The sequence below is a fragment of the Pelomonas sp. Root1444 genome (assembly GCF_001426885.1).
In the GTDB taxonomy this organism is placed as follows: Bacteria; Pseudomonadota; Gammaproteobacteria; order Burkholderiales; family Burkholderiaceae_C; genus Pelomonas.
In genome coordinates, this window is the sequence record NZ_LMFP01000011.1 from 217,965 (window position 1) to 241,072 (window position 23,108).

At 68.8% G+C, this 23,108-nt stretch carries 18 protein-coding genes and 1 riboswitch; of the genes, 10 read left to right on the forward strand and 8 right to left on the reverse strand.

Annotated features, from left to right (window positions below):
* Positions 1–27: 27 nt before the first annotated feature.
* From ASD35_RS12570 to yajC, 4 genes are read right to left on the reverse strand one after another with little or no spacing between them, the layout of a single operon-like run.
* Positions 28–2,484: a DUF1631 family protein gene (locus ASD35_RS12570; protein ID WP_056875277.1), complete on the reverse strand. Its 2,457-nt coding sequence runs from the start codon at positions 2,482–2,484 to the stop codon at positions 28–30.
* 45 nt (positions 2,485–2,529) lie between these two features.
* The gene (secF, locus tag ASD35_RS12575; RefSeq protein ID WP_056875278.1) at positions 2,530–3,564 is read right to left on the reverse strand and encodes a protein translocase subunit SecF; all 1,035 of its coding nucleotides are present in this window, start codon (positions 3,562–3,564) and stop codon (positions 2,530–2,532) included.
* Between the two features lie 9 nt (positions 3,565–3,573).
* Complete coding sequence (gene secD, locus ASD35_RS12580) at positions 3,574–5,454, reverse strand: protein translocase subunit SecD (RefSeq protein ID WP_056875279.1); 1,881 nt, start codon at positions 5,452–5,454, stop codon at positions 3,574–3,576.
* 43 nt (positions 5,455–5,497) lie between these two features.
* Complete coding sequence (yajC, locus tag ASD35_RS12585; protein WP_056875280.1) at positions 5,498–5,821, reverse strand: preprotein translocase subunit YajC; 324 nt, start codon at positions 5,819–5,821, stop codon at positions 5,498–5,500.
* 133 nt (positions 5,822–5,954) lie between these two features.
* Here yajC and ASD35_RS12590 point away from each other — a divergent pair, with 133 nt between their 5' ends.
* Positions 5,955–7,046 (forward strand): DNA glycosylase AlkZ-like family protein, encoded by a 1,092-nt coding sequence (locus tag ASD35_RS12590; RefSeq protein ID WP_056875281.1) that lies wholly within the window; start codon positions 5,955–5,957, stop codon positions 7,044–7,046.
* 19 nt (positions 7,047–7,065) lie between these two features.
* Here ASD35_RS12590 and ASD35_RS12595 read toward each other — a convergent pair whose 3' ends face one another.
* Positions 7,066–8,079: an aldo/keto reductase gene (locus ASD35_RS12595; protein ID WP_056875282.1), complete on the reverse strand. Its 1,014-nt coding sequence runs from the start codon at positions 8,077–8,079 to the stop codon at positions 7,066–7,068.
* Between the two features lie 155 nt (positions 8,080–8,234).
* Between ASD35_RS12595 and ASD35_RS12600 the strand changes: the two genes are divergently transcribed.
* The 7 genes from ASD35_RS12600 (at position 8,235) to ASD35_RS12630 (ending at position 15,938) form a co-directional block, all read left to right on the forward strand.
* A complete protein-coding gene (locus tag ASD35_RS12600; RefSeq protein WP_056875283.1) occupies positions 8,235–9,140 on the forward strand; it encodes an AraC family transcriptional regulator in 906 nt (301 codons plus the stop codon).
* Between the two features lie 19 nt (positions 9,141–9,159).
* A riboswitch (S-adenosyl-L-homocysteine riboswitch) is annotated at positions 9,160–9,238 on the forward strand.
* Between the two features lie 73 nt (positions 9,239–9,311).
* On the forward strand, positions 9,312–10,724 hold the full coding sequence (ahcY, locus tag ASD35_RS12605; protein WP_056875284.1) for an adenosylhomocysteinase: 1,413 nt from the start codon (positions 9,312–9,314) through the stop codon (positions 10,722–10,724).
* 10 nt (positions 10,725–10,734) lie between these two features.
* Positions 10,735–11,481: a TlyA family RNA methyltransferase gene (locus ASD35_RS12610; RefSeq protein WP_056875285.1), complete on the forward strand. Its 747-nt coding sequence runs from the start codon at positions 10,735–10,737 to the stop codon at positions 11,479–11,481.
* Entirely contained in the window at positions 11,478–12,317 is an 840-nt protein-coding gene (metF, locus tag ASD35_RS12615) for a methylenetetrahydrofolate reductase [NAD(P)H] (protein ID WP_056875286.1), read from the forward strand. The genes ASD35_RS12610 and metF overlap by 4 nt, the downstream gene beginning before the upstream one ends.
* Positions 12,318–12,444: 127 nt before the next feature.
* A complete protein-coding gene (locus ASD35_RS12620; protein WP_056875287.1) occupies positions 12,445–13,059 on the forward strand; it encodes an OmpW family protein in 615 nt (204 codons plus the stop codon).
* A gap of 61 nt (positions 13,060–13,120) precedes the next feature.
* Complete coding sequence (locus ASD35_RS12625; protein ID WP_056875288.1) at positions 13,121–15,454, forward strand: TonB-dependent siderophore receptor; 2,334 nt, start codon at positions 13,121–13,123, stop codon at positions 15,452–15,454.
* A 19-nt stretch (positions 15,455–15,473) separates the two neighbouring features.
* Positions 15,474–15,938 carry a low molecular weight protein-tyrosine-phosphatase gene (locus ASD35_RS12630; RefSeq protein ID WP_056875289.1) on the forward strand — a complete coding sequence of 155 codons (465 nt, stop codon included), beginning with the start codon at positions 15,474–15,476 and terminating at the stop codon, positions 15,936–15,938.
* A 12-nt stretch (positions 15,939–15,950) separates the two neighbouring features.
* On the opposite strand, the gene ASD35_RS12635 is transcribed toward ASD35_RS12630, so the two are convergent.
* Positions 15,951–17,462 (reverse strand): MFS transporter, encoded by a 1,512-nt coding sequence (locus ASD35_RS12635; RefSeq protein WP_056875290.1) that lies wholly within the window; start codon positions 17,460–17,462, stop codon positions 15,951–15,953.
* Between the two features lie 228 nt (positions 17,463–17,690).
* Here ASD35_RS12635 and ASD35_RS12640 point away from each other — a divergent pair, with 228 nt between their 5' ends.
* Positions 17,691–19,940 (forward strand): exo-alpha-sialidase, encoded by a 2,250-nt coding sequence (locus ASD35_RS12640; RefSeq protein WP_200956040.1) that lies wholly within the window; start codon positions 17,691–17,693, stop codon positions 19,938–19,940.
* Here ASD35_RS12640 and ASD35_RS12645 read toward each other — a convergent pair.
* Both ASD35_RS12645 and pepQ read right to left on the reverse strand, forming a co-directional pair.
* On the reverse strand, positions 19,937–20,974 hold the full coding sequence (locus ASD35_RS12645) for a hypothetical protein (protein ID WP_056875291.1): 1,038 nt from the start codon (positions 20,972–20,974) through the stop codon (positions 19,937–19,939). The genes ASD35_RS12640 and ASD35_RS12645 overlap by 4 nt on opposite strands.
* Entirely contained in the window at positions 20,974–22,290 is a 1,317-nt protein-coding gene (gene pepQ / locus ASD35_RS12650; protein WP_056875292.1) for a Xaa-Pro dipeptidase, read from the reverse strand. The genes ASD35_RS12645 and pepQ overlap by 1 nt, the downstream gene beginning before the upstream one ends.
* Positions 22,291–22,610: 320 nt before the next feature.
* On the opposite strand from pepQ, the gene ASD35_RS12655 reads away from it, so the two are divergent.
* Positions 22,611–22,862, forward strand: coding sequence for a hypothetical protein (locus ASD35_RS12655; protein ID WP_056875293.1), 252 nt, complete (start codon positions 22,611–22,613; stop codon positions 22,860–22,862).
* Positions 22,863–23,108 lie beyond the last annotated feature (246 nt).

A 23,108-nucleotide genomic window follows, 5' to 3' on the forward strand; every position in this document is an offset into this window, starting at 1 on the left:
TGCAAAACGGCGCCTTGGGCGCCGTTCTCATTTCAGCAGCTGGTCGGGGTCGGCATCCAGCTTGGCAAGCGCCTTGCGCGTGGCCTGCACGGTCAGCGCCTCATCCTGCGCCGGCAGCAGCAGGCCGGCCTGCAGGAAGGCCGCCATGCGGTTCAGCGAGAACAGCACGCCGCGGCCCTTGGGCGTGACGAACAGCGCCAGCTGCTTGCGCAGGCCGCGCCAGGCCAGCTGCACCTGCTCGTTGCGGCCGCGGTAGTCCAGCATGAACCAGCCGCCGACCTGCAGCTCACGCGCCCAGGCGACCATGGCCGGCGTGGGCGCCGAGCCGCCTTCGGCCACGACCTCCATGCCGTCGGACTCGTGCCCAGACAGGTCGCGCACCAGCATCTCGTCGACATGGCTGTCGCCCTCGATGTCCTCGGGCAGCATGGCCTCCAGCGTTTCCAGCTGGTCCATCAGCTCGTCCAGGCGCTCGCGCGGGATGGCGGCCGTCTTGGCGGTGAAGGCCGCGGCCAGCGCGTTGTTGAGCTGGCGCACATGTTCGTCCTGCTTGTCGATGGCCAGGCCGGCGTGGCTCATGCCGTCGCGCAGCGTCTTGAGCAGCGGCGGCAGGCGACGGATGACGTCGGCACGGTCTTCGCGCGAGGACTTGGCGCTGGCCGACCAGATCAGGTCCGCGGCGGCACGCTTCATGGACTTGGTCACGTCGGCCTGGGCGCCCGAGCGCACGGCGGTGACCGCCAGCACGTCGGCCCAGACGTGGAAGAGGAAGTCGCGCACACCGTCCTGCACCGGCACCTCGGACAGCATCTTGCGCAGCTCGATGGTGTACTGGATGGCCAGCGTCTCGCGCTGCTCCACCTGCTGGGCGAGCGACACGCCACGCTTGGAAGCCTGGTTCTCGTTCTCGAAGTAATGGTCGAGGAACTTCTCGAATTCGGTCAGCACGGTCGTGAAGACGCGTCGGCCGGTGTCCGGGTAGGCCTCGACGACCTGCACGACGCGCTTGATCTCGCGCTCCAGCGCGTCGTTGCTGGCGCGTTCGGCGCCCGGGCCGGTGGCCTGGGTGGCGTTGAAGCCCATCACGCAGGCGCCCATGCGGTCGATCAGGCGGCGCGCCGGATGGTCGGCGGCGGCGAAGAAGTCGGGCTCGCTGACCGCCACGCGCAGCACCGGCATCTGCAGCCGCGCGAACCAGACCCGCACCGTGGCCGGGATGCGCTCCTCGGTCAGGATGCTCTGGAACATCATCGCGACGATCTCGATGGTCGCCCGTTCCGCCGGCGTGCTGGCGGCCTGCTTCAGGACCTGCTTGAAGGCCTGGTTGCGGGCGCCGATCTCCTCGAGCTGGCGCGGTGCGCTCTGGCCGGTATCGACGCCGACACCACCGGCCGGCGCGCCCGGGCGGCGCTGCAGCGACTCCTGCGCATGCTTGATCGCGCCCATCAGCCGTGGCGAGGCGGCTGCCACCGGCGCATCGGCCAGCGAAGGCCGCGGGCCGCCTTCCGCACCCGCACCCTGGCCGGGACCCGGGCTCGGCCCGCCCGCTCCACCCAGGCCGGCCAAGCTGGGCTTGCCGCCGCCGGGGCGGGCGGGGACCTGGCTCTTGGTGACCGGGAAGCCGGGCACATGGCGGGCCAGCACGCGTTGCAGCTGGGCCATGACTTCATCGGCCTGCGAGCTGACCTTGCTGCGCGGGGCAGGCAGGTCGCCACTGCCGGAGGGCGTCGACAGCGGAGCCAGGCCCGACGACACGGGCGCGGCGGCTGGGGGCGCGGGCACGGCCGGTGCGCCGGCCGCAGCGGCGGTGGCCGCAGCGGCGGCCTGGGCCGTGCGCCGGATGAAGGGTCGCAGGTCGACCTCGGGCAGCACCTTCTGCGCGATCAGCCAGCGGTTGGTCTCGTGATAGGCCTCGCTGATGAGCTGGGCGAACTCCTCATGCAGCTCGTGGTGAAGCAGCTGCCAGACCTGGGCGTCCAGGCCGACACGGGTCCAGGCGTCCAGCGCGATGCGCGCGATGACATGGGCACGCAGCAGGTCCAGCGGCTCGAGGTCGTCATGCGCCTCCAGCGCCTGCATGCGGGTGCGCAGGTCGGTGAATTCCCAGGTCGCCCGGTCCATCATGACGAGGGACAGCCGCGAGCTCGTGATCTCGCGCTCGATGGTCGAGTCGTCGACCAGGCTCATCTTGCGCGACTGCGATTGCGCGGTCGTCTCGTGCTCGCGGGCGTTGTCTGACACGCCATGCACGGCCGCGTGGCGCAGCGCGCCCACGACGGCCATCTGCCAGTTGGGGCCCAGCTTCTGCCAGGCGTGCACCGCATCGCGCCGCGCCGTCATGACGGCATGCGGCGCGCCTTGCGACAGCAGCTGCGTCGCCCCCTGGCCGACCGCGGCGACGAGTGGCGTCATGCCGCGCACCAGGGCCTCCAGATAGACACGCCGAGCCTGGGTGGCCAGGGCCTGGTTGCGAGCGGCGGTCATGGAGGCGTGAGGGCGGCGCGTCGAGAGTCGGGGGTCTCGTTCACTCTACACGACGGCCCCGGCGTTCGGGTCGTTGGGATCGTCACGGTTGCCGGCGGTTTTCACCAAATCCTCGCGCTTGACGCCCAGCCACATCGCGATCGCCGCGGCGACGAACACCGAGGAGTAGATGCCGAACAGGATGCCGATGGTCAGCGCGACGGCGAAGTAATGCAGCGTCGGGCCGCCGAACAGCAGCATCGAGACCACCATCAGCTGCGTGCAGCCGTGGGTGATGATGGTGCGGCTCATCGTCGAGGTGATCGCGTGGTCGATGACCTCGTGCGTGTTCATCTTGCGGAACTTGCGGAAGGCCTCGCGCACCCGGTCGAAAATGACGACGGACTCGTTCACCGAATAGCCCAGCACCGCCAGGATGGCCGCCAGCACCGCCAGCGAGAACTCCCACTGGAAGAACGCGAAGAAGCCCAGGATGATTACCACGTCGTGCAGGTTGGCGATGATGCCGGCGACCGCGAACTTCCATTCGAAGCGGATGGCCAGGTAGATCATGATGCCCAGCACCGTCACGGCCAGCGCCTTGGCGGCGTCCTGGGCCAGCTCGGCGCCGACGGCCGGGCCGACGACCTCGGAGCGCGACAGCTTCAGCGGCTCGGCACCATCGGCCTTCTTGCAGATCTGCTTGCTGACCTGCTCGCCCTGCGGCGTGATCTCCTGGTGTTCGCTGACCGTGCCGGCCTCGGCCTTGCACAGCTCGCCGAAGACCTTGCCGACCAGCTCGGTCTGCTTGATGTCGCCGCGCACGGGCAGGCGGATCATCACGTCGCGCGAGGAGCCGAAGTTCTGCACCTGGACTTCGCCGAAGCCCATCTGCTCGATGACATGGCGGGTCTTCTCGATCTCGGCCGCCTTCGGATAGGCCACCTCGATGACGGTACCGCCGGTGAATTCGATGGAGAAGTGCAGGCCGCGCGTGACCAGGAAGAACACGGCGGCGGCGAAGGTGATGAAGGAGATGGCGTTGAAGATCAACGCATGCTTCATCAGCGGCAGGTCGCGCTTGATGCGAAAGAGTTCCATCTTCTGTCCTTAAGCCTTGGCGGCCACGTCGGTCGTCTCGCCAGGCTTGTCGTCCTGGGGCTTCCAGATCTGCCCGATGGACACGCTCTTGAGCTTCTTCTGGCGGCCGTACCAGAGGTTCACGAGGCCGCGCGAGAACACGACGGACGAGAACATCGAGGTCAGGATGCCCAGGCAGTGCACGACCGCGAAACCCTTGATCGGGCCGGAGCCGAACACCAGCAGCGCCACGCCGGCGATCAGCGTCGTCACGTTGGAGTCCAGGATGGTGGCCCAGGCGCGCTCGTAGCCGAGGTGGATGGCCTGCTGCGGCGAGGCCCCGCCGCGCAGCTCCTCGCGCACACGCTCGTTGATCAGCACGTTGGAGTCGATGGCCATGCCCAGCACCAGCGCGATGGCCGCGATGCCCGGCAGGCTCAGCGTGGCCTGCATCATCGACAGCACCGACACCAGCAGCAGCAGGTTGAAACCCAGCGCCAGCGACGAGAACACGCCGAACAACAGGTAGTAGACGCACATGAAGGCGGCCACCGCGGCGAAGCCCCAGGTGACGCTGGCGATGCCCTTTTCGATGTTCTCCTTGCCGAGGCTGGGGCCGATGGTGCGCTCTTCGATGATCTCCATCGGCGCGGCCAGCGAGCCGGCGCGCAGCAGCAGCGCCGTGTCGGCGGCCTCCTGCGTCGTCATCGCGCCGGAGATGCGGAAGCGGTTGCCCAGCTCGTCGTTGATGGTGGGCGCCGTCACGACTTCGCCCTTGCCCTTCTCGAACAGCAGGATGGCCATGCGCTTGCCGATGTTCTCGCGCGAGATCTCCTTCATGATCCGCGCGCCCTTGGCGTCGACGGTCAGGTGCACGGCCGGGTTGTGGTTCTCGTCGAAGCCGGGCTGCGCATCGTTCAGGTTGTCGCCGGTCAGCAGCACCTGGCGCTTGACGATGATGGGGCCGAAGCCGCGGTCGATGAAGCGCTCAGTGCCGAAGGGCACGGGGCCATTGCCCTTGAGCGCCTCCATCGCCTCGGCGCTGCTGTCGACCATGCGCAGCTCCAGCGTCGCCGTGCGGCCGATGATGTCCTTGGCCTTGGCCGTGTCCTGCACGCCGGGCAGCTGCACGACGATGCGGTCCAGACCCTGTTGCTGGACGATAGGTTCAGACACGTTCAGCGCATTGACGCGGTTGTGCAGCGTCGTGATGTTCTGCTTGATGGCCGCTTCCTGCACCGCGGCCTGGGCCTGCGGCGACAGCGTGCCGGCCAGGTCGTCGCCCTGCGGCGTCCAGGTCACGTCGGCCAGCTGGTTCTTCAGCAGCTCGGTGGCCGCCGCGCGCTGCTCGGCGTCGCGGAAGGCGATCAGCACCGTGTTGCCTTCGCGGCTGATGCCGGCGTGGCGGATGCCCTTCTCGCGCAACAGCAGGCGCACGTCGCTGGTCAGCGCCTCGGCCTTCTTGGTCAGCGCGGCCTTCATGTCGACCTGCATCAGGAAGTGCACACCGCCGCGCAGGTCCAGGCCCAGGTACATCGGGTTGGCGTGCAGCGCCGACAGCCATTGCGGCGAACGCGACAGCAGGTTGAGCGCGACGATGTACGTCGGCTCGGCCGGGTCGGCGTTCAGCGCCTTGCTGATCGCGTCCTTGGCCTTGAGCTGCGTGTCGGTGTCGCCGAAACGGGCCTTGATCGAGGTGCCGTCGAACTGCACGTAGTCCGGCTGCACGCCGGCTTCCTTCAGCACGGACTCGATGCGGGCTTGCAGCGCGGTGTCGACCTTGACGGTGACCTTGGCGCTGGAGACCTGCACCGCCGGCGCTTCGCCGAACAGGTTCGGCAGCGTGTAGAGGGTGCCGATCAGCAGCGCGACGAGCAGGATCGCGTACTTCCAGAGCGGATAGCGGTTCATGAGACTTCCTGGTTAGCGCCCCGGGAGGTGGCGCCGGGCCGGCTTACTTCAAGCTGCCCTTAGGGAGAACCTGGGTGATGGCGCTGCGCTGCAGCTGCAGCTCGACGCCGTTGGCCACTTCCAGATGAACGAAGTTGTCGCCCAGCTTGCTGACCTTGCCGATGACGCCGCCGGCGGTGACCACCTCGTCGCCCTTGGCGATCGCCTCGATCATGGCCTTGTGCTCCTTCTGGCGCTTCATCTGCGGCCGGATCATGACGAAATAGAGCACCACGAACATCAGCACCAGCGGCAGCATGCCGAGGAGACCGGACTCGGGACTGGCAGCGGCCGGGGCGGCCTGGGCGTAGGCGTTGGAGATGAACACGTTGAATTCCTAGGTAAACCGGCGGCTGTGGCCGCCGCAAAGCAACCTTGAATTCTAGTGCCGGCCGCCGAGCGGGCCGGCCAGCCGCCATCGGGCTGCTAATCTCGCGCGCCGTCGCCTCTCCCGCTGCGCCATGCCGACGCAACCCGACCTCGCCACGCTGCGCCGCCACGCGGTCGCGCGCAGCCTTTTTGCCCCAACGACACTCCTGGCCGCCGTGCAGCGGCTCGGTGGCTTCGTGCAGGCCGACCCGCTGCGCGCCCCCGCCCGCGCGCAGGACCTGACGCTGCGCCACCGCGTCAAGGGCTACCGCGCCGGGGACCTGGAGCGGCGCTACCCGCGCCTGCCGTTGCAGGAAGACTTCTTCATCAACTATGGTTTCGTCACACCCGAGCTGCGCGCGCTGATGCACCCGCGCACCACGCGGCGCGTCTGGGATGCGGCGCGCTGGAGGCTGGCCGAGGCGGTGCTGGCCGAGGTCGAGCGGCTGGGCGAGGCGCACCCAGCCGACGTCGACGCAGCGCTGGGCCACGGGCCGGTGAAGAACTGGTTCGGCGGCAACAGCCGGCTGTCCACCGAGCTGCTCGACGGCCTGCACTACCGCGGCCGGCTCGATGTCGTGCGACGCGACAGCGGCACCCGCGTCTACCGGCTGGCGCAGGCGTGGGAGGCGCACCCCGAACCGCAAACCGCCATGGACGCGCTGGCCGACGCGCTGGTGCAGAAGTACGCGCCGCTGCCGGCCAACAGCCTGTCACTGGTCATCCGCATGCTGTTCCACGGCGCCCACCAATGGCGCGACCTGGCCGCGACAACGATCGCCCGTGCGAAGTCGCGCCTGGCGCATGCCCGGGTCGACGGCGTCGACTGGTACTGGCCGGCCGACGAGGACCCGGCACGCGGCTGGCGCATCCCGAGCCAGGTGCGGCTGCTGGCGCCGTTCGACCCGGTCGTTTGGGACCGCCGCCGCTTCGAGCTGCTGTGGGGCTGGCCCTATCGCTTCGAGGCCTACACACCGGCGGCCAAGCGGGTGCGCGGGCATTACGCGCTGCCGCTGCTGTGGCGAGACCAGGTCATCGGCTGGGCCAACGCCGGCGTGCGCGGCGGGCAGCTTCAGGTGGACTGCGGCTATGTCAGCGGCCGCGCGCCGCGGGACGCCGCGTTTCGCGCCGCGCTGGATGAAGAGATAACGCGCCTGGCCGTGTTCCTCGGCGTGGCGCGCTGATGCGGCTCGACACAGGCGCCTAGACGTTGACCGTCTTCATCTGCATCTCGGGATAGCGCGTGCCGGCAATCGCATGCCGCTGCAGCAGCGCATCGAGCCGCTCGCGCCGTCCGTCGTCGAAATGGATGGACGCGGCGAGTGCGTTCTCGTCCAGCCGGGCGACGCTGCGCGTGCCCGGAATGGGCACGATGTCTTCGCCCTGGTGCAGCAGCCAGGCCAGCGCGAGCTGGGCCGGTGTGTAGCTCCATTCCTCGGCCAAGGCGGCTAGCGAATCCGCCAGCGCGAGGTTGTGGTCGAGGTTCTCGCCCTGGAAGCGGGGGTGGATGCGGCGGCGGTCGTCGGGGGCGAGCTGGTCGGCGGAGCGGATCAGGCCCGTCAGGAAGCCACGGCCGAGCGGGCTGTAGGGCACCAACGCGATGCCCAGCTGCCGGCAGGTCGGCAGCACCTCGGCCTCGACGTCGCGCGTCCACATCGAATACTCGGTCTGCACCGCGGCGATCGGGTGCACGTCGTGGGCGCGGCGGATGGTGGTGGCGGCCGCCTCGGACAACCCGAGGTGGCGCACCTTGCCCGCCTTCACCAGCTCGGCCATCGCACCGACGGTCTCTTCGATCGGCACGGTCTTGTCGACGCGGTGTTGGTAGTAGAGGTCGATGTGATCCACGCCCAGGCGCTGCAGGCTGGCGTCGCATGCCTGGCGCACATAGGCGGGGCTGCCGTCGATGCGCGCGACGGTCCCGTCGCCCGCACGCACATGGCCGAACTTGGTGGCGATGAAGACTTCGTCACGGCGCTGGGCCAGCAGCAGCGCCAGCAACCGCTCGTTGGCGCCGCTGCCGTACATGTCGGCGGTGTCCAGGAAATCGATGCCGATGTCCAGCGCGTGATGCAGCACGGCCAGCGACCGGGCGTCGTCCGCAGGGCCGTAGAACTCGGACATGCCCATGCAGCCCAGGCCCAGGGCGGAGACTTCGGGACCGGCTGCGCCCAGGCGGCGGCGCGGCAAGGCGGAAGGGGTGGTGACGTGATTCATGGCAAAGCTCCTTGCTTGGAGGTGACAGGATGCCGCAAGCGTAGAGACTCCACACCGGGCGCGGCCAGCACAAAGGTGGCGCAAGCTTGCCTGATCCTCCGATTCCCAAGGCTTACGCCGGCAGCGGCTGGTCGCGTGCTTGCACAATCCGCGGCATGCCGACCGACGCACTGCTCGACAACCTGCGCGAGCGCGCCATCGCGCTGGCGCTGCGGCGCGCGCCGGCCGACGGCATGCACGCCACCGCCCTGCCCTGGCTGCGGGCGATCCGCGCCAGCGCGCCCGGCCAGCCGGTGCCGGCCTTGTACGAACCTGGGCTGGTGCTGGTGCTGCAGGGGCGAAAGCGCGCCCTGCTGGGCGACGCGGTCGTGCACTACGACGCGATGCAATGCTTGCTCGTCCCCGTGACGACACTGCCGCGCGGCCACGTCGTGGAGGCCAGCGCCGAGCGGCCTTACCTCTGCCTGCGCCTGAGCTGCGAGACGCAGGCTTTGGCCGAATTGCTGCTGGAGGGCGACGCGCCCGAGCCCGCCGACACGGACGGCGCCGGCCTGCAGGTGGCGCCCGTCACCGCCGCGCTGCTGGACGCCGCCGTGCGCCTGCTGCAGTTGCTGGACAGCCCGCAAGACCTGAAGACCCTGGCGCCGCTGGTGCAGCGTGAAATCTTCTACCGCGTGCTGATCGGGCCGCTCGGCTGGCGGCTGCGCGCCCTCGCGCAGGGCGACGGCGTCGCCCGCCGCCTCAACCGCGTCATCGAGCAACTCACGCACCGCTTCGCCGAGCCGCTCCGCATCGACGAGCTGGCCGCGCTGGCACACATGAGCCCCTCGACGCTGCATCTGCGCTTCAAGCAGCTCACCGCGCTGTCACCCCTGCAGTTCCAAAAACAGCTGCGGCTGCAGCACGCGCGCCGGCTCATGCTGGGCGACGGCCTGGATGCCGCCAGCGCCGCCCACCGCGTCGGCTACGAGAGCCCGTCGCAGTTCAGCCGTGAATACCGGCGCCTCTTCGGTGCGCCACCGCGTGAGGACATCTCACTTTTGCGTGCCGCGGCCGCCTGACGAACACATAGAATCACGGGCTTCCGAGGAGCGTTGCAACCTCAGCACCTTTGAGGCCAGGCTCGGAACCTATCCCACTGCAACTGCGCTCACCCGCTGGCCGATCGTGCCTGGGTGAGGTTTGGTCTCCCCTTGTGCGCACAGCGGCTTCATTCGCTTGAAGGAGCCTGCATGACCTCCCCCGCCCACATCGTCAAGGACCTGTCGCTGGCCGACTGGGGCCGCAAGGAAATCAAGATCGCCGAGCACGAGATGCCGGCGCTGATGGCCATCCGCAAGGAGTACGCCGCCACGCAGCCGCTCAAGGGCGCGCGCGTCACGGGCTCGCTCCACATGACCATCCAGACGGCCGTGCTCGTCGAGACGCTGCAGGCCCTGGGCGCCGAAGTGCGTTGGGCCTCCTGCAACATCTTCTCGACACAAGACCACGCCGCCGCGGCGCTGGCCGCAGTCGGCACGCCCGTGTTCGCCTACAAGGGCGAGACGCTGGAAGACTACTGGGACTACACCCACCGCATCTTCGAGTTCGCCGGCAAGGGCGAACCGGGCGAAGGCCCGAACATGATCCTGGACGACGGCGGCGATGCGACGCTGCTGATGCACCTGGGCCAGAAGGCCGAGAAGGACTTGTCCGTGCTGGCCAACCCGGGCAGCGAGGAAGAGCGCATCCTGTTCGCGGCCATCAAGAAGAAGGTCGCCGAGGACGGCACCTGGTACACCCGCAAGAGCGCCGAGATCATCGGCGTGACGGAAGAGACGACCACGGGCGTGCACCGCCTGAAGGAAATGTCGGCCAAGGGCACGCTGCTGTTCCGCGCCATCAACGTGAACGACTCGGTCACGAAGAGCAAGTTCGATAACCTCTACGGCTGCCGTGAATCGCTGGTGGACGGCATCAAGCGCGCCACCGACGTGATGGTGGCCGGCAAGATCGCCGTCGTGGCCGGCTACGGCGACGTGGGCAAGGGCTCGGCGCAGGCGCTGCGTGCGCTGTCGGCCCAGGTCTGGGTGACCGAGATCGACCCCATCTGCGCGCTGCAGGCCGCGATGGAAGGCTACCGCGTCGTGACGATGGAATACGCCGCCGACAAGGCCGACATCTTCGTGACGACCACCGGCAACAAGAACGTCATCCGCCACGAGCACATGCTGGCGATGAAGAACAACGCCATCGTCAGCAACATCGGCCACTTCGACAACGAGATCGAGGTCGCGGCGCTCGAGCAGTACGAGTGGGAAGAGATCAAGCCGCAGGTCGACCACGTGATCTTCCCGGACGGCAAGCGGATCATTCTCTTGGCCAAGGGCCGCCTCGTGAACCTCGGCTGCGGCACGGGCCACCCGAGCTATGTGATGAGCAGCTCGTTCGCGAACCAGACCATCGCCCAGATCGAGCTGTTCGCGCACAAGGACAACTACGCCGTCGGCCAGGTCTACGTGCTGCCCAAGCATCTGGACGAGAAGGTCGCCCGCCTGCAGCTGACCACGCTGAACGCGCAGCTGACCGAACTGACCGAGGAGCAAGCCGCCTACATCGGCGTCAACAAGGCCGGCCCGTACAAGCCGGACACGTACCGCTACTGATCGAGAGCCGATGCGCGCAGACCAGCTTCTCGTCGCCCAAGGCCTGACGCCGACCCGCTCGGTGGCCCAGCGCCTGATCAGCAACGGCGCCGCCGAATGGGCCTCGCCCACCGGCTGGGCCGTGTTGAAGAAGGCCGGCGAGGACTTGCCCGAGACGGCGCAGCTGCGCGTCACCGACGACGCGGAGCTGCGCTATGTGTCGCGGGGCGGGCTGAAGCTGGAAGGCGCGCTCAAGCACACCGGCTTCGACCCCGCCAGCCAGATCGTGCTGGACGTGGGCCAGAGCACCGGCGGCTTCACCGACTGCCTGCTCGCGCATGGCGCACGCCATGTCGTCGGCGTCGACGTCGGCCATGGCCAGCTGCACCCACGGCTGCAGGCCGACGCGCGCGTAACGGCGCTGGAAGGCGTGCACGTGCGCGAGCTGGACGTGCTGCGCCAGCATGCGCCGACGGGCGGCTTCACGCTGATCGTCGGCGACCTGAGTTTCATTTCGATGGTCGGCAGCCTCCCGGAGTTGCTGCCCTGGCTCGAAGTGCACGGCCACCTGCTCGTGCTCATCAAGCCGCAGTTCGAACTGGGGCCACAAGCCCTGGGCAAGGGCGGTCTCGTCAAGGACGAGGCCGACTACCCCCGACTGGAAGCCCGCGTGCGCCTGGCCTGCACGGCCCTGGGCCTCAAGGTGCTGGACTACTTCGACAGCCCCATCACCGGCGGTGATGGCAACCGCGAATTCTTTCTACACGCTTCCAGATGAGCACCTCCGTTTCGTTCGAGTTCTTCCCGCCCAACACGCCGGTCGGCGTCGAGAAGCTCAAGACCGTCGTGCAGGAGCTGGGCGCGCTCAAGCCCCAGTACTTCAGCGTCACCTACGGCGCCGGCGGCTCGACACGCGACAAGACGCTGTCGGCCGTGATGGACATCGCCAGCGCCGGCTTCGAGGCCGCGCCGCATCTGAGCTGCGTCGGCTCCACGCGCGAGAACATCGCCGAGATCCTGGCCACCTACCGGGCGCAAGACATCCACCGCGTCGTCGCGTTGCGTGGCGACCTGCCCAGCGGCACGGCCACGGCGGGTGAGTTCCGCTATGCGTCCGAGCTGGTCAGCTTCATCCGCGAAACGCAGGGCAGCGACTGGCACATCGAGGTCGCCGCCTACCCCGAGGTGCACCCGCAGCAGCGCTATGCGGCGCGCGACCTGCAGCACTTCGCCGACAAGATGCGCGCCGGCGCCGACGGCGCGATCACGCAGTTCTTCTTCAACGCCGACGCCTATTTCCACTTCGTCGACGAGGCTCGCAAGCTGGGCGTCACCCAGCCCATCGTGCCGGGCATCATGCCCTTCCACAACTACGGCCGCATCGCCCAGTTCGCGCAGCGCGACGGCATCGAGATCCCGCGCTGGGTGCAGATGAAGATGGAAGGCTTCATGGACGACACGGCCAGCATCCGCGCCTTCGGTCTGGACGTCGTCACCCAGCTCTGCGAGCGCCTCGTCGCGGGCGGCGCGCCGGGCCTGCACTTCTACACACTGAACCAGAGCGCGCTGACGCTGGCGTTGTGCGGGCGCCTCGGGCTCGGCGCCAAGTCTTGATCCAACACAAAACCCCGCGCTGAACGGGGCGGCCCGCCGCGGCGCCTTGTGTTGCCTCAAACCGCGCCGGCCGTGCGGCGCGTGCAATGCCTCCATCGGGACGCCGTCCCATCACCTGGAGTCATTGATGAAGTTCCTCCCCGCACTGCGCCTGGCTGCCATCGCCGCCGCTGCCCTGAGCCTGCAACCCGCCTTCGCCGACGAAGGCCCCTGGCTCGTGCGCGTGCGCGCCCTGCACCTGGATTCGGCCAACAAGGACAGCACCGGCCTGGGCCTGACGATCGACAACAAGACCTTCCCGGAGGTCGACATCAGCTACTTCGTCGCTCCCAACGTCGCGGCCGAGCTGATCCTGACCTACCCGCAAAAGCACAACATCTACGCCAGCGGCGTCGAGATCGGCTCGCTCAAGCACCTGCCGCCCACGCTGACGCTGCAGTACCACTTCAACCCGACCGGCACCGTGCGCCCCTATGTCGGCGCCGGCGTGAACTACACCAACTTCTCCAGCGTGAAGTTCGCGCCCGCCGTGCAGACGGCGCTGCAGCCCAGCATCAAGCGCAACAGCTGGGGCCTGGCCTGGCAGGTCGGTGCCGACGTGGAGCTCAGCAAGGGGCTGTACCTGAACTTCGACGTGAAGAAGGTCAACCTGAAGACCACCATCTACTCGGCGGGCGCCGAAGCCGGCACGTTCAAGGTCGACCCGGTGCTGGCCAGCGTCGGCCTGGGCTGGCGGTTCTGATCATGTAAATGAGCGCTTTACGTGAGAGGACGTAACGCGCTCGCCCGCAGAATGCGCGGCCATGAGCCGCCTCCTCGTTGCGCTAACCGCGCTGTGCGTTAGCGCCCTGAGTACCGTCTGTGCGGCTCAGGCCCCTCCCCTGCCGCGCGGCTCACCCGTCGCCGCCTCATCCGCTGCGAGCGCGCCGGCGCCCGCGGCCAGCGGCGCAGGCAACCGCCTGGACCGCGTCGAGGTCAGCAGCGGGCCGACGGCCAACAGCCGGCGGCGCAACAGCACGGCCAGCAAGATCGTCATCGAGCGCGAGGACCTCGACAAGTACGGGGACACGGCGCTGGGCGACGTGCTGCGGCGCCTGCCGGGCGTGACGATCGGTGGCCGGCCGGGCCGCGGCGGCGACATCCGCATGCGCGGCATGGGCAGCGGCTTCACGCAGATCCTCGTCGACGGCGAACGCGCGCCGGCCGGCTTCGCGGTGGAGGACCTGCCGCCCGACCAGGTCGAGCGCATCGAGGTCTACCGCGCCCCCACCGCCGAGACCGGCGCTCGGGCGATCGCCGGCACCATCAACATCATCCTGCGCGAACCGCTGGTCAAGTCCAACCACGAGCTGCGCTTCACGCTGGGCCAGGACCGCGGCGAGCCGCAGGCCGATTTCAGCTGGACGCGCAACCTGAAGTGGGGCGGCGCCAACGGCGACGAGTTCGTGGGCGCCGTCTCCACCAACGGCGGGCTGCACCGGCGCTTCAACAACATCGACTCGCACAACCGCGTCACGGACACCGAGACCGGCGAGGTCACGCAGGAGATCGCGCAGATCGGCACCAGCATGGGCCGCAGCGCCAACCTCAACGGCAACGGCCGCCTGCGCTGGAAGTACAGCGACACGTTGAGCTTCAACCTCTCGCCCTTCTTCGCGCTGTCGCAAAACGAGGGCAGCAGCCACAACATCGCCGAGGGCTTCCAGCTCGACGAGGACGGCAGCCGCAACCCCTACCTGCGCAACGTGCATGGCGACAGCGACGGGCGCATGCACAACCTGCGCCTCAACCTGTCGGCCAGCTACCGGCCGCAGGTAGGCGAGACCTGGGACATCCGGCTGGGCCGCGGCGGCTTCAAGAACACCAGCAACAGCGTGCGCGACGAGACCGGCAACAGACTGCGCACGCAGGTGGACCGCAACGTCGTCCACGAGGACCAGACCAGCCTGAGCGGCAAATGGAGCCTGAAGACGGCGCAGGAGCACCAGTGGGTGACTGGCCTGGAGACCGAACGCAGCCAGCGCATGCAGGTGCGCGACACGCTGGTCAACGGCGAGGTGATCCCGGGCCTCGTGAAGTTCGGCAATGCGCTGGGCTCGCGCAACCAGCGCGTCGCCGCCTACACGCAGGACGAATGGAGCCCGACCAAGCAGTGGTCGGTCTACGCCGGCGTCCGCTACGAGCGCATCCAGACCACCGCCGACGCCGCCGGCTCGCTGCCCGAGACGCGCAACGTCTCGCAGGTCACGTCGCCGCTGTTCCACCTGCTGTGGAAGCCGGAGGCGTTCCCGAAGGACCAGGTGCGCCTGAGCCTGACGCGCAGCTACCGCGCCCCCAATCTCAACGACCTGATCGCGCGGCCGAGCATCAACGCGACCTACCCCGAAGGCCCCAACTACCAGACCTACGCCGACCGTGCCGGCAACCCCAACCTCAAGCCGGAGCTGGCCACCGGCGTGGACTTGAGCCTGGAGCACTGGCTGCCCACCGGCGGCATCGTGTCGGGCAGCGCCTTCGTGCGCGACATCAAGAGCCTGATCCGCAGCGAGGTGCAGCTGGAGACGGTGTCCTGGGACGCCTCCCAGCGCTGGGTCAGCCGGCCGCGCAACATGGAAGGCGCGCGCACGATGGGCTTCGAGTTCGAGATCAAGGCACGCATGGACGAACTGTGGGAAGACGCCCCGCCAGAACTGCAGCTGATGCTGCTGCGCTTCAACCTCGCGGTGTTCGACAGCAAGGTCAAGGGCATCCCTGGCGCCAATGCCCGCCTGGACCAGCAGCCCAAAGGCAGCCTGAACTTCGGCATCGACCACCGCTGGAAGGCCTGGGGCCAGAACTTCGGCAGCGGCTTCAACTTCAACTACGTGCCGGCCAGCCGGGTGCAACAGACCCTCACGCTGCGCCGCGAGGAAACCGCCCGCCGCCAGTTCGACGCCTACCTGTCCTGGGCCAGCGGCTCGGTGCGCGACGGCATCAACTGGCGGTTGTCGATAGCCAATCTGATCCCCCGTGCCACGTCGTCCAGTTCCGAAGGCATCGCCACCAACAGCGACACGGGGCACGAGTACCTGACCGAGAGCTGGTCGAACAACAAGACCTTCCGCGTGATCTCGCTGCGCGCCGACCTGCGCTTCTGACGGCGCCGAGAATGCGGCCATGACCCGCCGCCTCCTCTTCTTCTGCATGGGCAACATCTGCCGCAGCCCCACCGCCGAGGGCGTCATGCGCGCCAAGCTGGCGGCGGCCGGGCTGGACGTGGAGGTCGACTCGGCCGGCACCCACGGCTATCACATCGGCGCGCCGCCGGACGACCGCAGCCAGGCACACGCGGCCCTGCGCGGCTACGACCTCAGCGCCCTGCGGGCCCGCAAGCTGCTGGCCGAGGACTTCAGCCGCTTCGATCTCGTGCTGGCCATGGACGCCGACAACCTCGCCCATGCCGAGCGCCTGTGCCCGCCGGCGCAGCGCCACCGCCTCAAGCTGCTGATGGACTACGCACCGCACGCCGGCAACCCGCATGTGCCCGATCCGTACTACGGCGGCGCGGCGGGCTTCGACGCGGTGCTGGACCTGGTCGAAGCCGCTTGCGACGGGCTCATCGCCGCGATGCGTGCCCGCTGACGCAGCGGCTGCCTAAGCGCGCACCGCCGCGGCCGCCCCCTGCGGCGCCAGCTTGTTGTTCCCCCAGCACTGCTCGTACTTCCAGCCCGTCAGCTCCTCGGCCACGGCACGGGCCTCGGCCGGCGCGTCGGCGATGCGGCCACCGGCCTTGATCCGGGCAATCTCTTCCAGCAGCACCGCGTGGTTCTTGCGGTCGAGCTTCATCTGGGTGGTGTAGTAGATGCCGCCCGCGCCCAGGCCGATCACGCCCAGCGTGAAGATGCCGATGATGGCGTTGATGGCCGTGTCCGGCTGGGCTGCCTGGCCGGAGAGGAAGCCGAACTGGCCCAGGATCCAACCCATCGCGAAGACGATCGCCGAGCGGGTGATCTTGCCGGCAAAGGTCATGGCGCCCGCATAGATGCCTTCGCGCCGCCGCCCGGTCAGCACTTCATCGACGTCGGCCAGGAAGGTGTAGACCGTCCAGGGGATGTAGTAGACCCCCCCGGTGCCCAGCCCGAACACGGCCGTGATGGCGAACAGCGCGATGGCGGTCGTCTCCTTGGACCAGCCCAGGTAGAACAGCCCGGCATAGGCCAGCACGCTGCCGCAGACGACGAGCAGCGCAATGCGGTAGGGCCGCGCAAAACCGAATTTGATGCAGATGCCGATGAACAGCATCGTCGATATCAGCTGCATCACCGAGCTGAAACTGTTCAGATAACCGACGACCGATTTGTCCTGCCCCATGCAGAAGACGATGAAATAGGTGAATATCGAAGCGAACAGCCATTCCGCCCCGAACCCCAGCAGATACATGCCCAGGTGCTTGCGGAATATCTTCAGGTGAAAGGTGGACAGCATGTCCGTGCCGAGTTTCCTGAGCGCCTGCACCAGGCTGCCGGCGCGCTCCTGGGCCACCTCGTGCGCGGGCCGCTCCCAGGAGGCGAGGTACAGGGCCGTCATGGCGGCGCACATGATGAGGGCGTAGATGATGCCGGTGAGCAGGAACGGCGTGGCCGATTCCTTGCTGTAGATCAGGAACAGCTGCGCCGGGATGAAGGCGGCCAGGAAGTTGGCGGCCTTGCCGAACATGGCCTTGGAGCCGGTGAGTTTGGAGCGCACGGCAAAGTCCGTGGTCATCTCCGTTGCGAGGGTTTCGTACGGCACCATGATCGAGGTGTAGACGAGCTCGAACAGCGCGTACATGCCCAGGTAATACCAGAAACCGAAACCCTCGATCCACATCAGCGGATAGAGCAGCACCAGCGGGATGCCAATCAGGATGAAAAACCGCCGGCGCCCGAACTTTCGACCCAACCTCGTGTTGTAGAAGTTATCGCTGATATACCCCATGACGGGGTTGCTGATCGCGTCCAGGATGCTCGCGACCGAAAAGATCGTGGCCGCTTCGACGACCGTGAGCCCGCAGAAGGTCGTGTAGAAATAGAGCAGCCAGGCCGCCGCGATGGCCAGCGCGCCGCTGCCCAGCAGGTTGGCGCTGCCGTAGCTCAGCGTGTGCCTCATCAAGATCGGTCTGCTCATGCCGTGCTGGCTCCTGCTATGGAATGGCGTTCCATTTTTTGTGGCCTATGGTTCCGACATTGAGTATCCCATTTCCGATCCGCTTGTGACCTGCCGCGAACCCTGTGCATGGACCGGCGCGACCACGGCCGGCACCGCATGGGAACAACCGGTTCCCACGGGTTTACCGTATTTGTTCATTGGGCGAACAAATTACGATGACGCTTCCCAAAAGAAGGTGCTGGAGACATGAACCTCATCAAACCCCTGCTGGGCGCGCTGCTGCTGGCCAGCGCCGCTGCCCAGTCCGCCCCGCCGGCGCAGACGCCCTACCGCTGGCGCGAGGTCGCCATCAACGGTGGCGGCTTCGTCGACGGCATCGTCTTCCAGCCCGCCGTGCCGGGCCTGGTCTACGCCCGCACCGACATGGGCGGCGCCTACCGTCGCGACACCGCCACCGGCCGCTGGCAGCCGCTGCTGGACTGGCTGCCGCTCAGCGAAGTCAATCTGATGGGTGTCGAGAGCCTTGCCGTCGACCCCCGCAACCCCGACGCGCTCTACCTCGCCTGTGGCACCTACACCAACCCGGCCGTGCCCAACGGCGCGGTGCTGCGCTCCAAGGACCGCGGCCGCACCTTCCAGCGCACCGACCTGCCCTTCAAGCTCGGCGGCAACGAGGGCGGCCGCGGCAATGGCGAGCGCCTGGCCGTGGACCCCAACGACGGCCGCATCCTCTACCTGGCCAGCCGCCAGGACGGGCTGTGGCGCAGCACCGATGCGGCGGCCAGCTTCAAGCGGGTGGACGCGTTGCCGGATTCGGCCTGGCGGCGCAACGAGTCCGACGGCCCGCTGCCCAGCTGGGGCGGCAGCGACGGCAAGGCCAGCGTGGCCTTCGTGCTCTTCGACCCGAGCAGCGGCACGCGCGGCCAGCCCAGCCGCACGATCTACGCGGGCATCTCGGTCGTCGGCCGGCCCAGCCTGTGGCGCAGCACCGATGCGGGCGCCAGCTGGCAACCCGTCCCCGGCGGTCCGGCGCAGCACCGGCCGATGCGCGGCGCGCTCGCCAGCGACGGGCGCCTGTACATCGCCTATGCCAGCGAGCCCGGCCCGCACCGCATGGGCAACGGCTCGGTGTGGCGCCTTGACGTCGCCAGCGTGGCCTGGACCGACATCACGCCCGAGCGCCCCGGCGCCACGCGACCCTTCGGTTATGCCACCGTCACCGTCGACCCCAGGCACCCGCGGCGCCTGCTGGCCAGCACGGCCGGCCGGGGCGGCGGCGATGAACTCTTCCGCAGCACCGACGGTGGCGCCAGCTGGCAGCCGCTGCTGGCGCGCGCCAAGTTCGACGCGGCGCTGGCGCCCTATGTCGCCGACACGCACCTGCACTGGCTCTACGACGTCAAGATCAACCCCGCCAACCCCGACCACGCGCTCTTCACCACCGGCTACGGCGGCTGGGAGACGCTGGACCTGACGGCCGCCGACAAGGACCAGCCCACGCACTGGCAGGTCATGAGCGGCGGCATCGAGGAGACCGTGGCACTGGCGCTGCACAGCCCGACGAAGGGCGTGCCGCTGGTGACGGCCATTGGCGACTACTCCGGCTTCGTGCACGAAGACCTCGACAAGCCGGCCGCCGGCAACCCCAAGCCTCCCTTCTTCGGCAACACGCACGACGTGACCGGCGCTGAAGCTGCGCCCGAGGTCATCGTGCGCATCGGCAAGCCGCGCGATGGCGCCAAGAACCTCGGCTATTCGCTCGACGGCGGCAAGACCTGGCGCGAGCCGGCCACCGTGCCCGATGCCAAGTCCAGCGACGGCGCCATCGCCGTGTCCGCCGATGGCCGCGCCTGGGTGTGGACGCCCAAGGGCGGCGCCCCCCATGTCAGCCACGACCGCGGCGACAGCTGGACGGCCGTGACGGGCCTGCCGGCCGGCACCCGCGTCGTTGCCGACCGCGTCAACCCGCAGCGCTTCCACGCGGTGGCCTTGTTCGACGACCAGCGCTACGCCAGCGACGACGGCGGCGCGAGCTTCAGCGCCGCGCCGCTGGCCCTGCCCGATGGCCGCGTCAGCCGCCCGGCGGCCGGGGGCCATCACGCCAGCAACCGCGGCGACGCGCGCGGCGGCCAGGACCGCCTCTACGCCACGCCCGGCCGCGAAGGCGACCTGTGGCTGGCCGCCCATCACGGCCTGTACCGCGCCGGCGACGGCCAGGCCTTCAAGCGCCTGCCCGCCGTCTCCGAGATCCACGCCTTCGGCTTCGGCCGCGCCGCGCCCGGCTCGCCCGACCCGGCCGTCTACCTCGTCGGCACCGTGTCGGGCCAGTACGGCATCTTCCGCTCCACCGACGGCGCGGCCAGTTGGCAGCGCATCAACGACGACGCCCACCAGTGGGGCCTGATCCTGCAGGTCAGCGGCGACCCCAAGGTGTTCGGCCGCGTCTATGTCGGCACGCACGGGCGCGGCGTGCAGTACGGGGACCCGGCGCGCTAGCGCCGCGCCGGCACGAACCGCCGCAGCGACGACTTCAGCAACCGGTCGTCGGCGCCGAACAGGCAGACCTGCTCCAGCCGCAGCGGCCCGCCGGGCTGCTGGATCTCGTGCACGCGCCGCTGCAGGCGCCGGCCCGACTCGAAGCGGGTGTCGTCGCCGAACGGGCCCAGGCGCTGGGCCACCTCGCCCGGCGTCATGCCGGGCAGCAACGCCAACGCAGCCTGCACCCACTCGTCCTGCAGCGCCTTCACGGCATCGTCAGGCGCGGCGGGAGGATCGTCCATCGCCTCGAACACCACGCGCGTGTCGTCCGGCCAGCTCTCGTCGCCCAGCGGCAGGCGGAACATGCGCTCGCGCAGCGAATAGCCCCAGTCGTAGTCCGCGCCGCCATCGTCGCGCAGGCCGTGCAGCAGGTGCTGGCTGAGCGTCAGCCGCCGCCCACCATGCACCAGCGTCACGGCGAAGACGGGCCGGTCGGCGAAGTTGCTCGGGCTCCAGTCCTTCTCCCAGCAGTCGTCGAAGGCCAGCGACAACAGCCAGCCGAGCCCTGTCGCGCCCCGTGCAACGCCGCTGCCGAAGGCCACGCGGCATTGCAGCCGCAAGTCCCCCAAACGGCGCTCGCCGTCGGGCACGCCGGGCGTGCGGATGTCGGGCCGCCACGTCACGCGGCCATCGGCCAGCCGGCTGCGCAGCTCCGTCGACGGATCGAGCTGTCGCCAGGACGGGTCGATGACGAAGCGGTCCTCGGCATCCAGCGCCACCGGCTCGCGGCCCCGGGGCGTGACGAGGGCCAGTTCCAGCTTCTGCGCAAGCTCGCCCTGCGTGCGCGGGTAGACCTTGAAGGTGAGCGCCGCGGCGGGCGCCAGCACGCGGTACTTCTCGAACAGCGACTGCGCCTTGAAGAGCTGGGCCAGCGTCTTCCTCTCGCGCGCGATGGCGGCCTCGCCCTGCACCTGCACGCGGCCCAGTTCAGCCGTGGGCGTACTGGCCGGCAGCGCCAAGGCGCCCGTCAACAGGGCCGCCACCCAGGCCATCAGGCGGCCGCGAATGCGTCCCGGGTGAGGTTCTCAGGCGCCTCGCCCGCCGCGCGGCAGGCCACGTCGTCCTCGATGCGGATGCCGCCGTAGCGCGACAGCCGCTCGACGGCGTGCCAGTCCACCTGGGCGGCATGCGGGGAGGCGCGCAGCTCGCGCAGCAGCATCGGGATGAAGTACAGCCCCGGCTCGATGGTGACCACCATGCCGGCCTGCAACGGCCGCGTCAGGCGCAGGTAGCGGTGGCCCTCGGGCTTGTCGGCCACGCCGCCGTCCTGGCTGGCCATGAAGCCGCCCACGTCGTGCACCTGCAGCCCCAGCAGGTGGCCGATGCCGTGCGGGAAGAAGGGCTTGGTGACGCCCTCTTCCACCATCGCGGCCTCGCTCATCTTGACGATGCCGGCGTTGCGCAGCACGCGCGCCGTCCGGCGGTGGGCGCTGAGGTGGATGTCGCGGTAGTCCACACCCTCGCGCACCTCGTCGACGAGGCCCAGTTGCTCGGCCTCCATCGCGGCGACCAGCGCCGCGAACTCGTCGTGGCCCGGCGCGACCCAGGTGCGCGTGATGTCGCTGGCATAACCGTTCACCTGCGCGCCAGCGTCGATGAGGAAGCTGCGCGACTCCGGCGGCGGGCTGTCGTCCTGGTACTGGTAGTGCAGCACGGCCGCATGCTCGTTGAGGCCGATGATGTTGCTGTACGGCAGGTCGCGGTCCGTGTGGCCGCTGGCGACGAGGTAGGCGCGGTGGATCTCGGCCTCGCTGGCCCCCGCCAGGAAGGCCTTGCGCGCGGCCAGGTGCGCAGGCACCGCCCGGCGCTGGGCGGCGCGCATCTGCTCCAGCTCGTACGGCGTCTTCACGCCGCGGGCCCAGTGCAGCAGGTTCAGCAGCGGCTCGGGGTTGTTCGGCACGAGGCCGGGCAGGGCCGCATCGCCCTCGCCGATGACCGCCGTGCGCGCCGTCACGCAGTCGGCCAGCGCCTTCGCTGCCGCCTCCGGCTCACGCACGATGACCAGCTCGACGGCATCCACCCACTCGCCGCTCGGCGCGCTGGGCGGCACATGCCAGTAGTCGTCGGGCTGGAAGTAGACGACGCGCGGCTTGCGGCCCGGCCGCACGGCCAGCCAGGAATGCGGATGGTTCGTCAGCGGCAGCCAGTGCTTGAAATGCGGGTTGGGCTGGAAGAGGTAGGGCCGGTCGTCGAGGAAGGCGTATTTCTCGATGCCGGAGGCGATCAGCAGCGCGTCGAAACCGGTGCGTTCGAGCGCGGCTTCAGCCTGGCGCAGCAGCGTGGCGAGGTGGTCGAGGTAGAGGCTCATGGGGTCAGCAACATGGGCTTGGAGATGGGCGTTGCTTGTGGCAACTGAGGGGTGGGATTGTCCGCGCGGTTCGCACGTGCCCGCTGTGGTGGGTTGTTTTGCCGAATGCCTTTCGACCCGGTGCATCGCGCCGGGAGTCCGCCCCGGCGGGCGGGTAACTTTGGCGAAACCTTCGGTTTTCTTCTGGGGCGCCAGAAGCCACGTCGCTCGGGCGACGCCACGCTCGTTGAGCGGCACTGGCAGCCGGCCCGGTGCATGTTCACCTGACCCAGGTTGCGCCATCGTTGGCATAGTGGCGGGCCTTCAACGGATGTTCCGGCATGAAAGACAAAGCACGCGCCCCTGCACACCACCTCGGGCTTTTCGCCGCCTGGTGGTTCATACCGCTCTTCATCACCTGCGGTCAGCTGCTGATGGGTTTGACCGGCTACACCGCCTGGGCGCGACAGGCCGGGCAGGAATTCATGCTGAGCTTCATGTTCTACATGGCGCTGTTGGGGGTGGTGCTGGGCATCAGATGCGTGTGGCTGCTTGATCGCCTGCTTCGGGAACGCACACCTCCTTCCGCATAGCCCGCGTGCGTCGCCCGAGCGACGCTGTCTTCGCATTCCTCGTGAGCACGGCGTGCAGCCGCGCGTTAAGCGGCCCGATGCGGCGATGGATGGCGCTGGTGACAAGGACAGCAGCGAGAGCGCAGCGGGTCGCGTCGTCCCACTCACCGAGTGGCAGTTGCGATGCGCAGCGAGGGCGAGTGGCGCTCGTGTGCGGTTCAGCGCCTCTTCTTTGGTGACTTTCTTCTGGCGCCGCAGAAGAAAGTT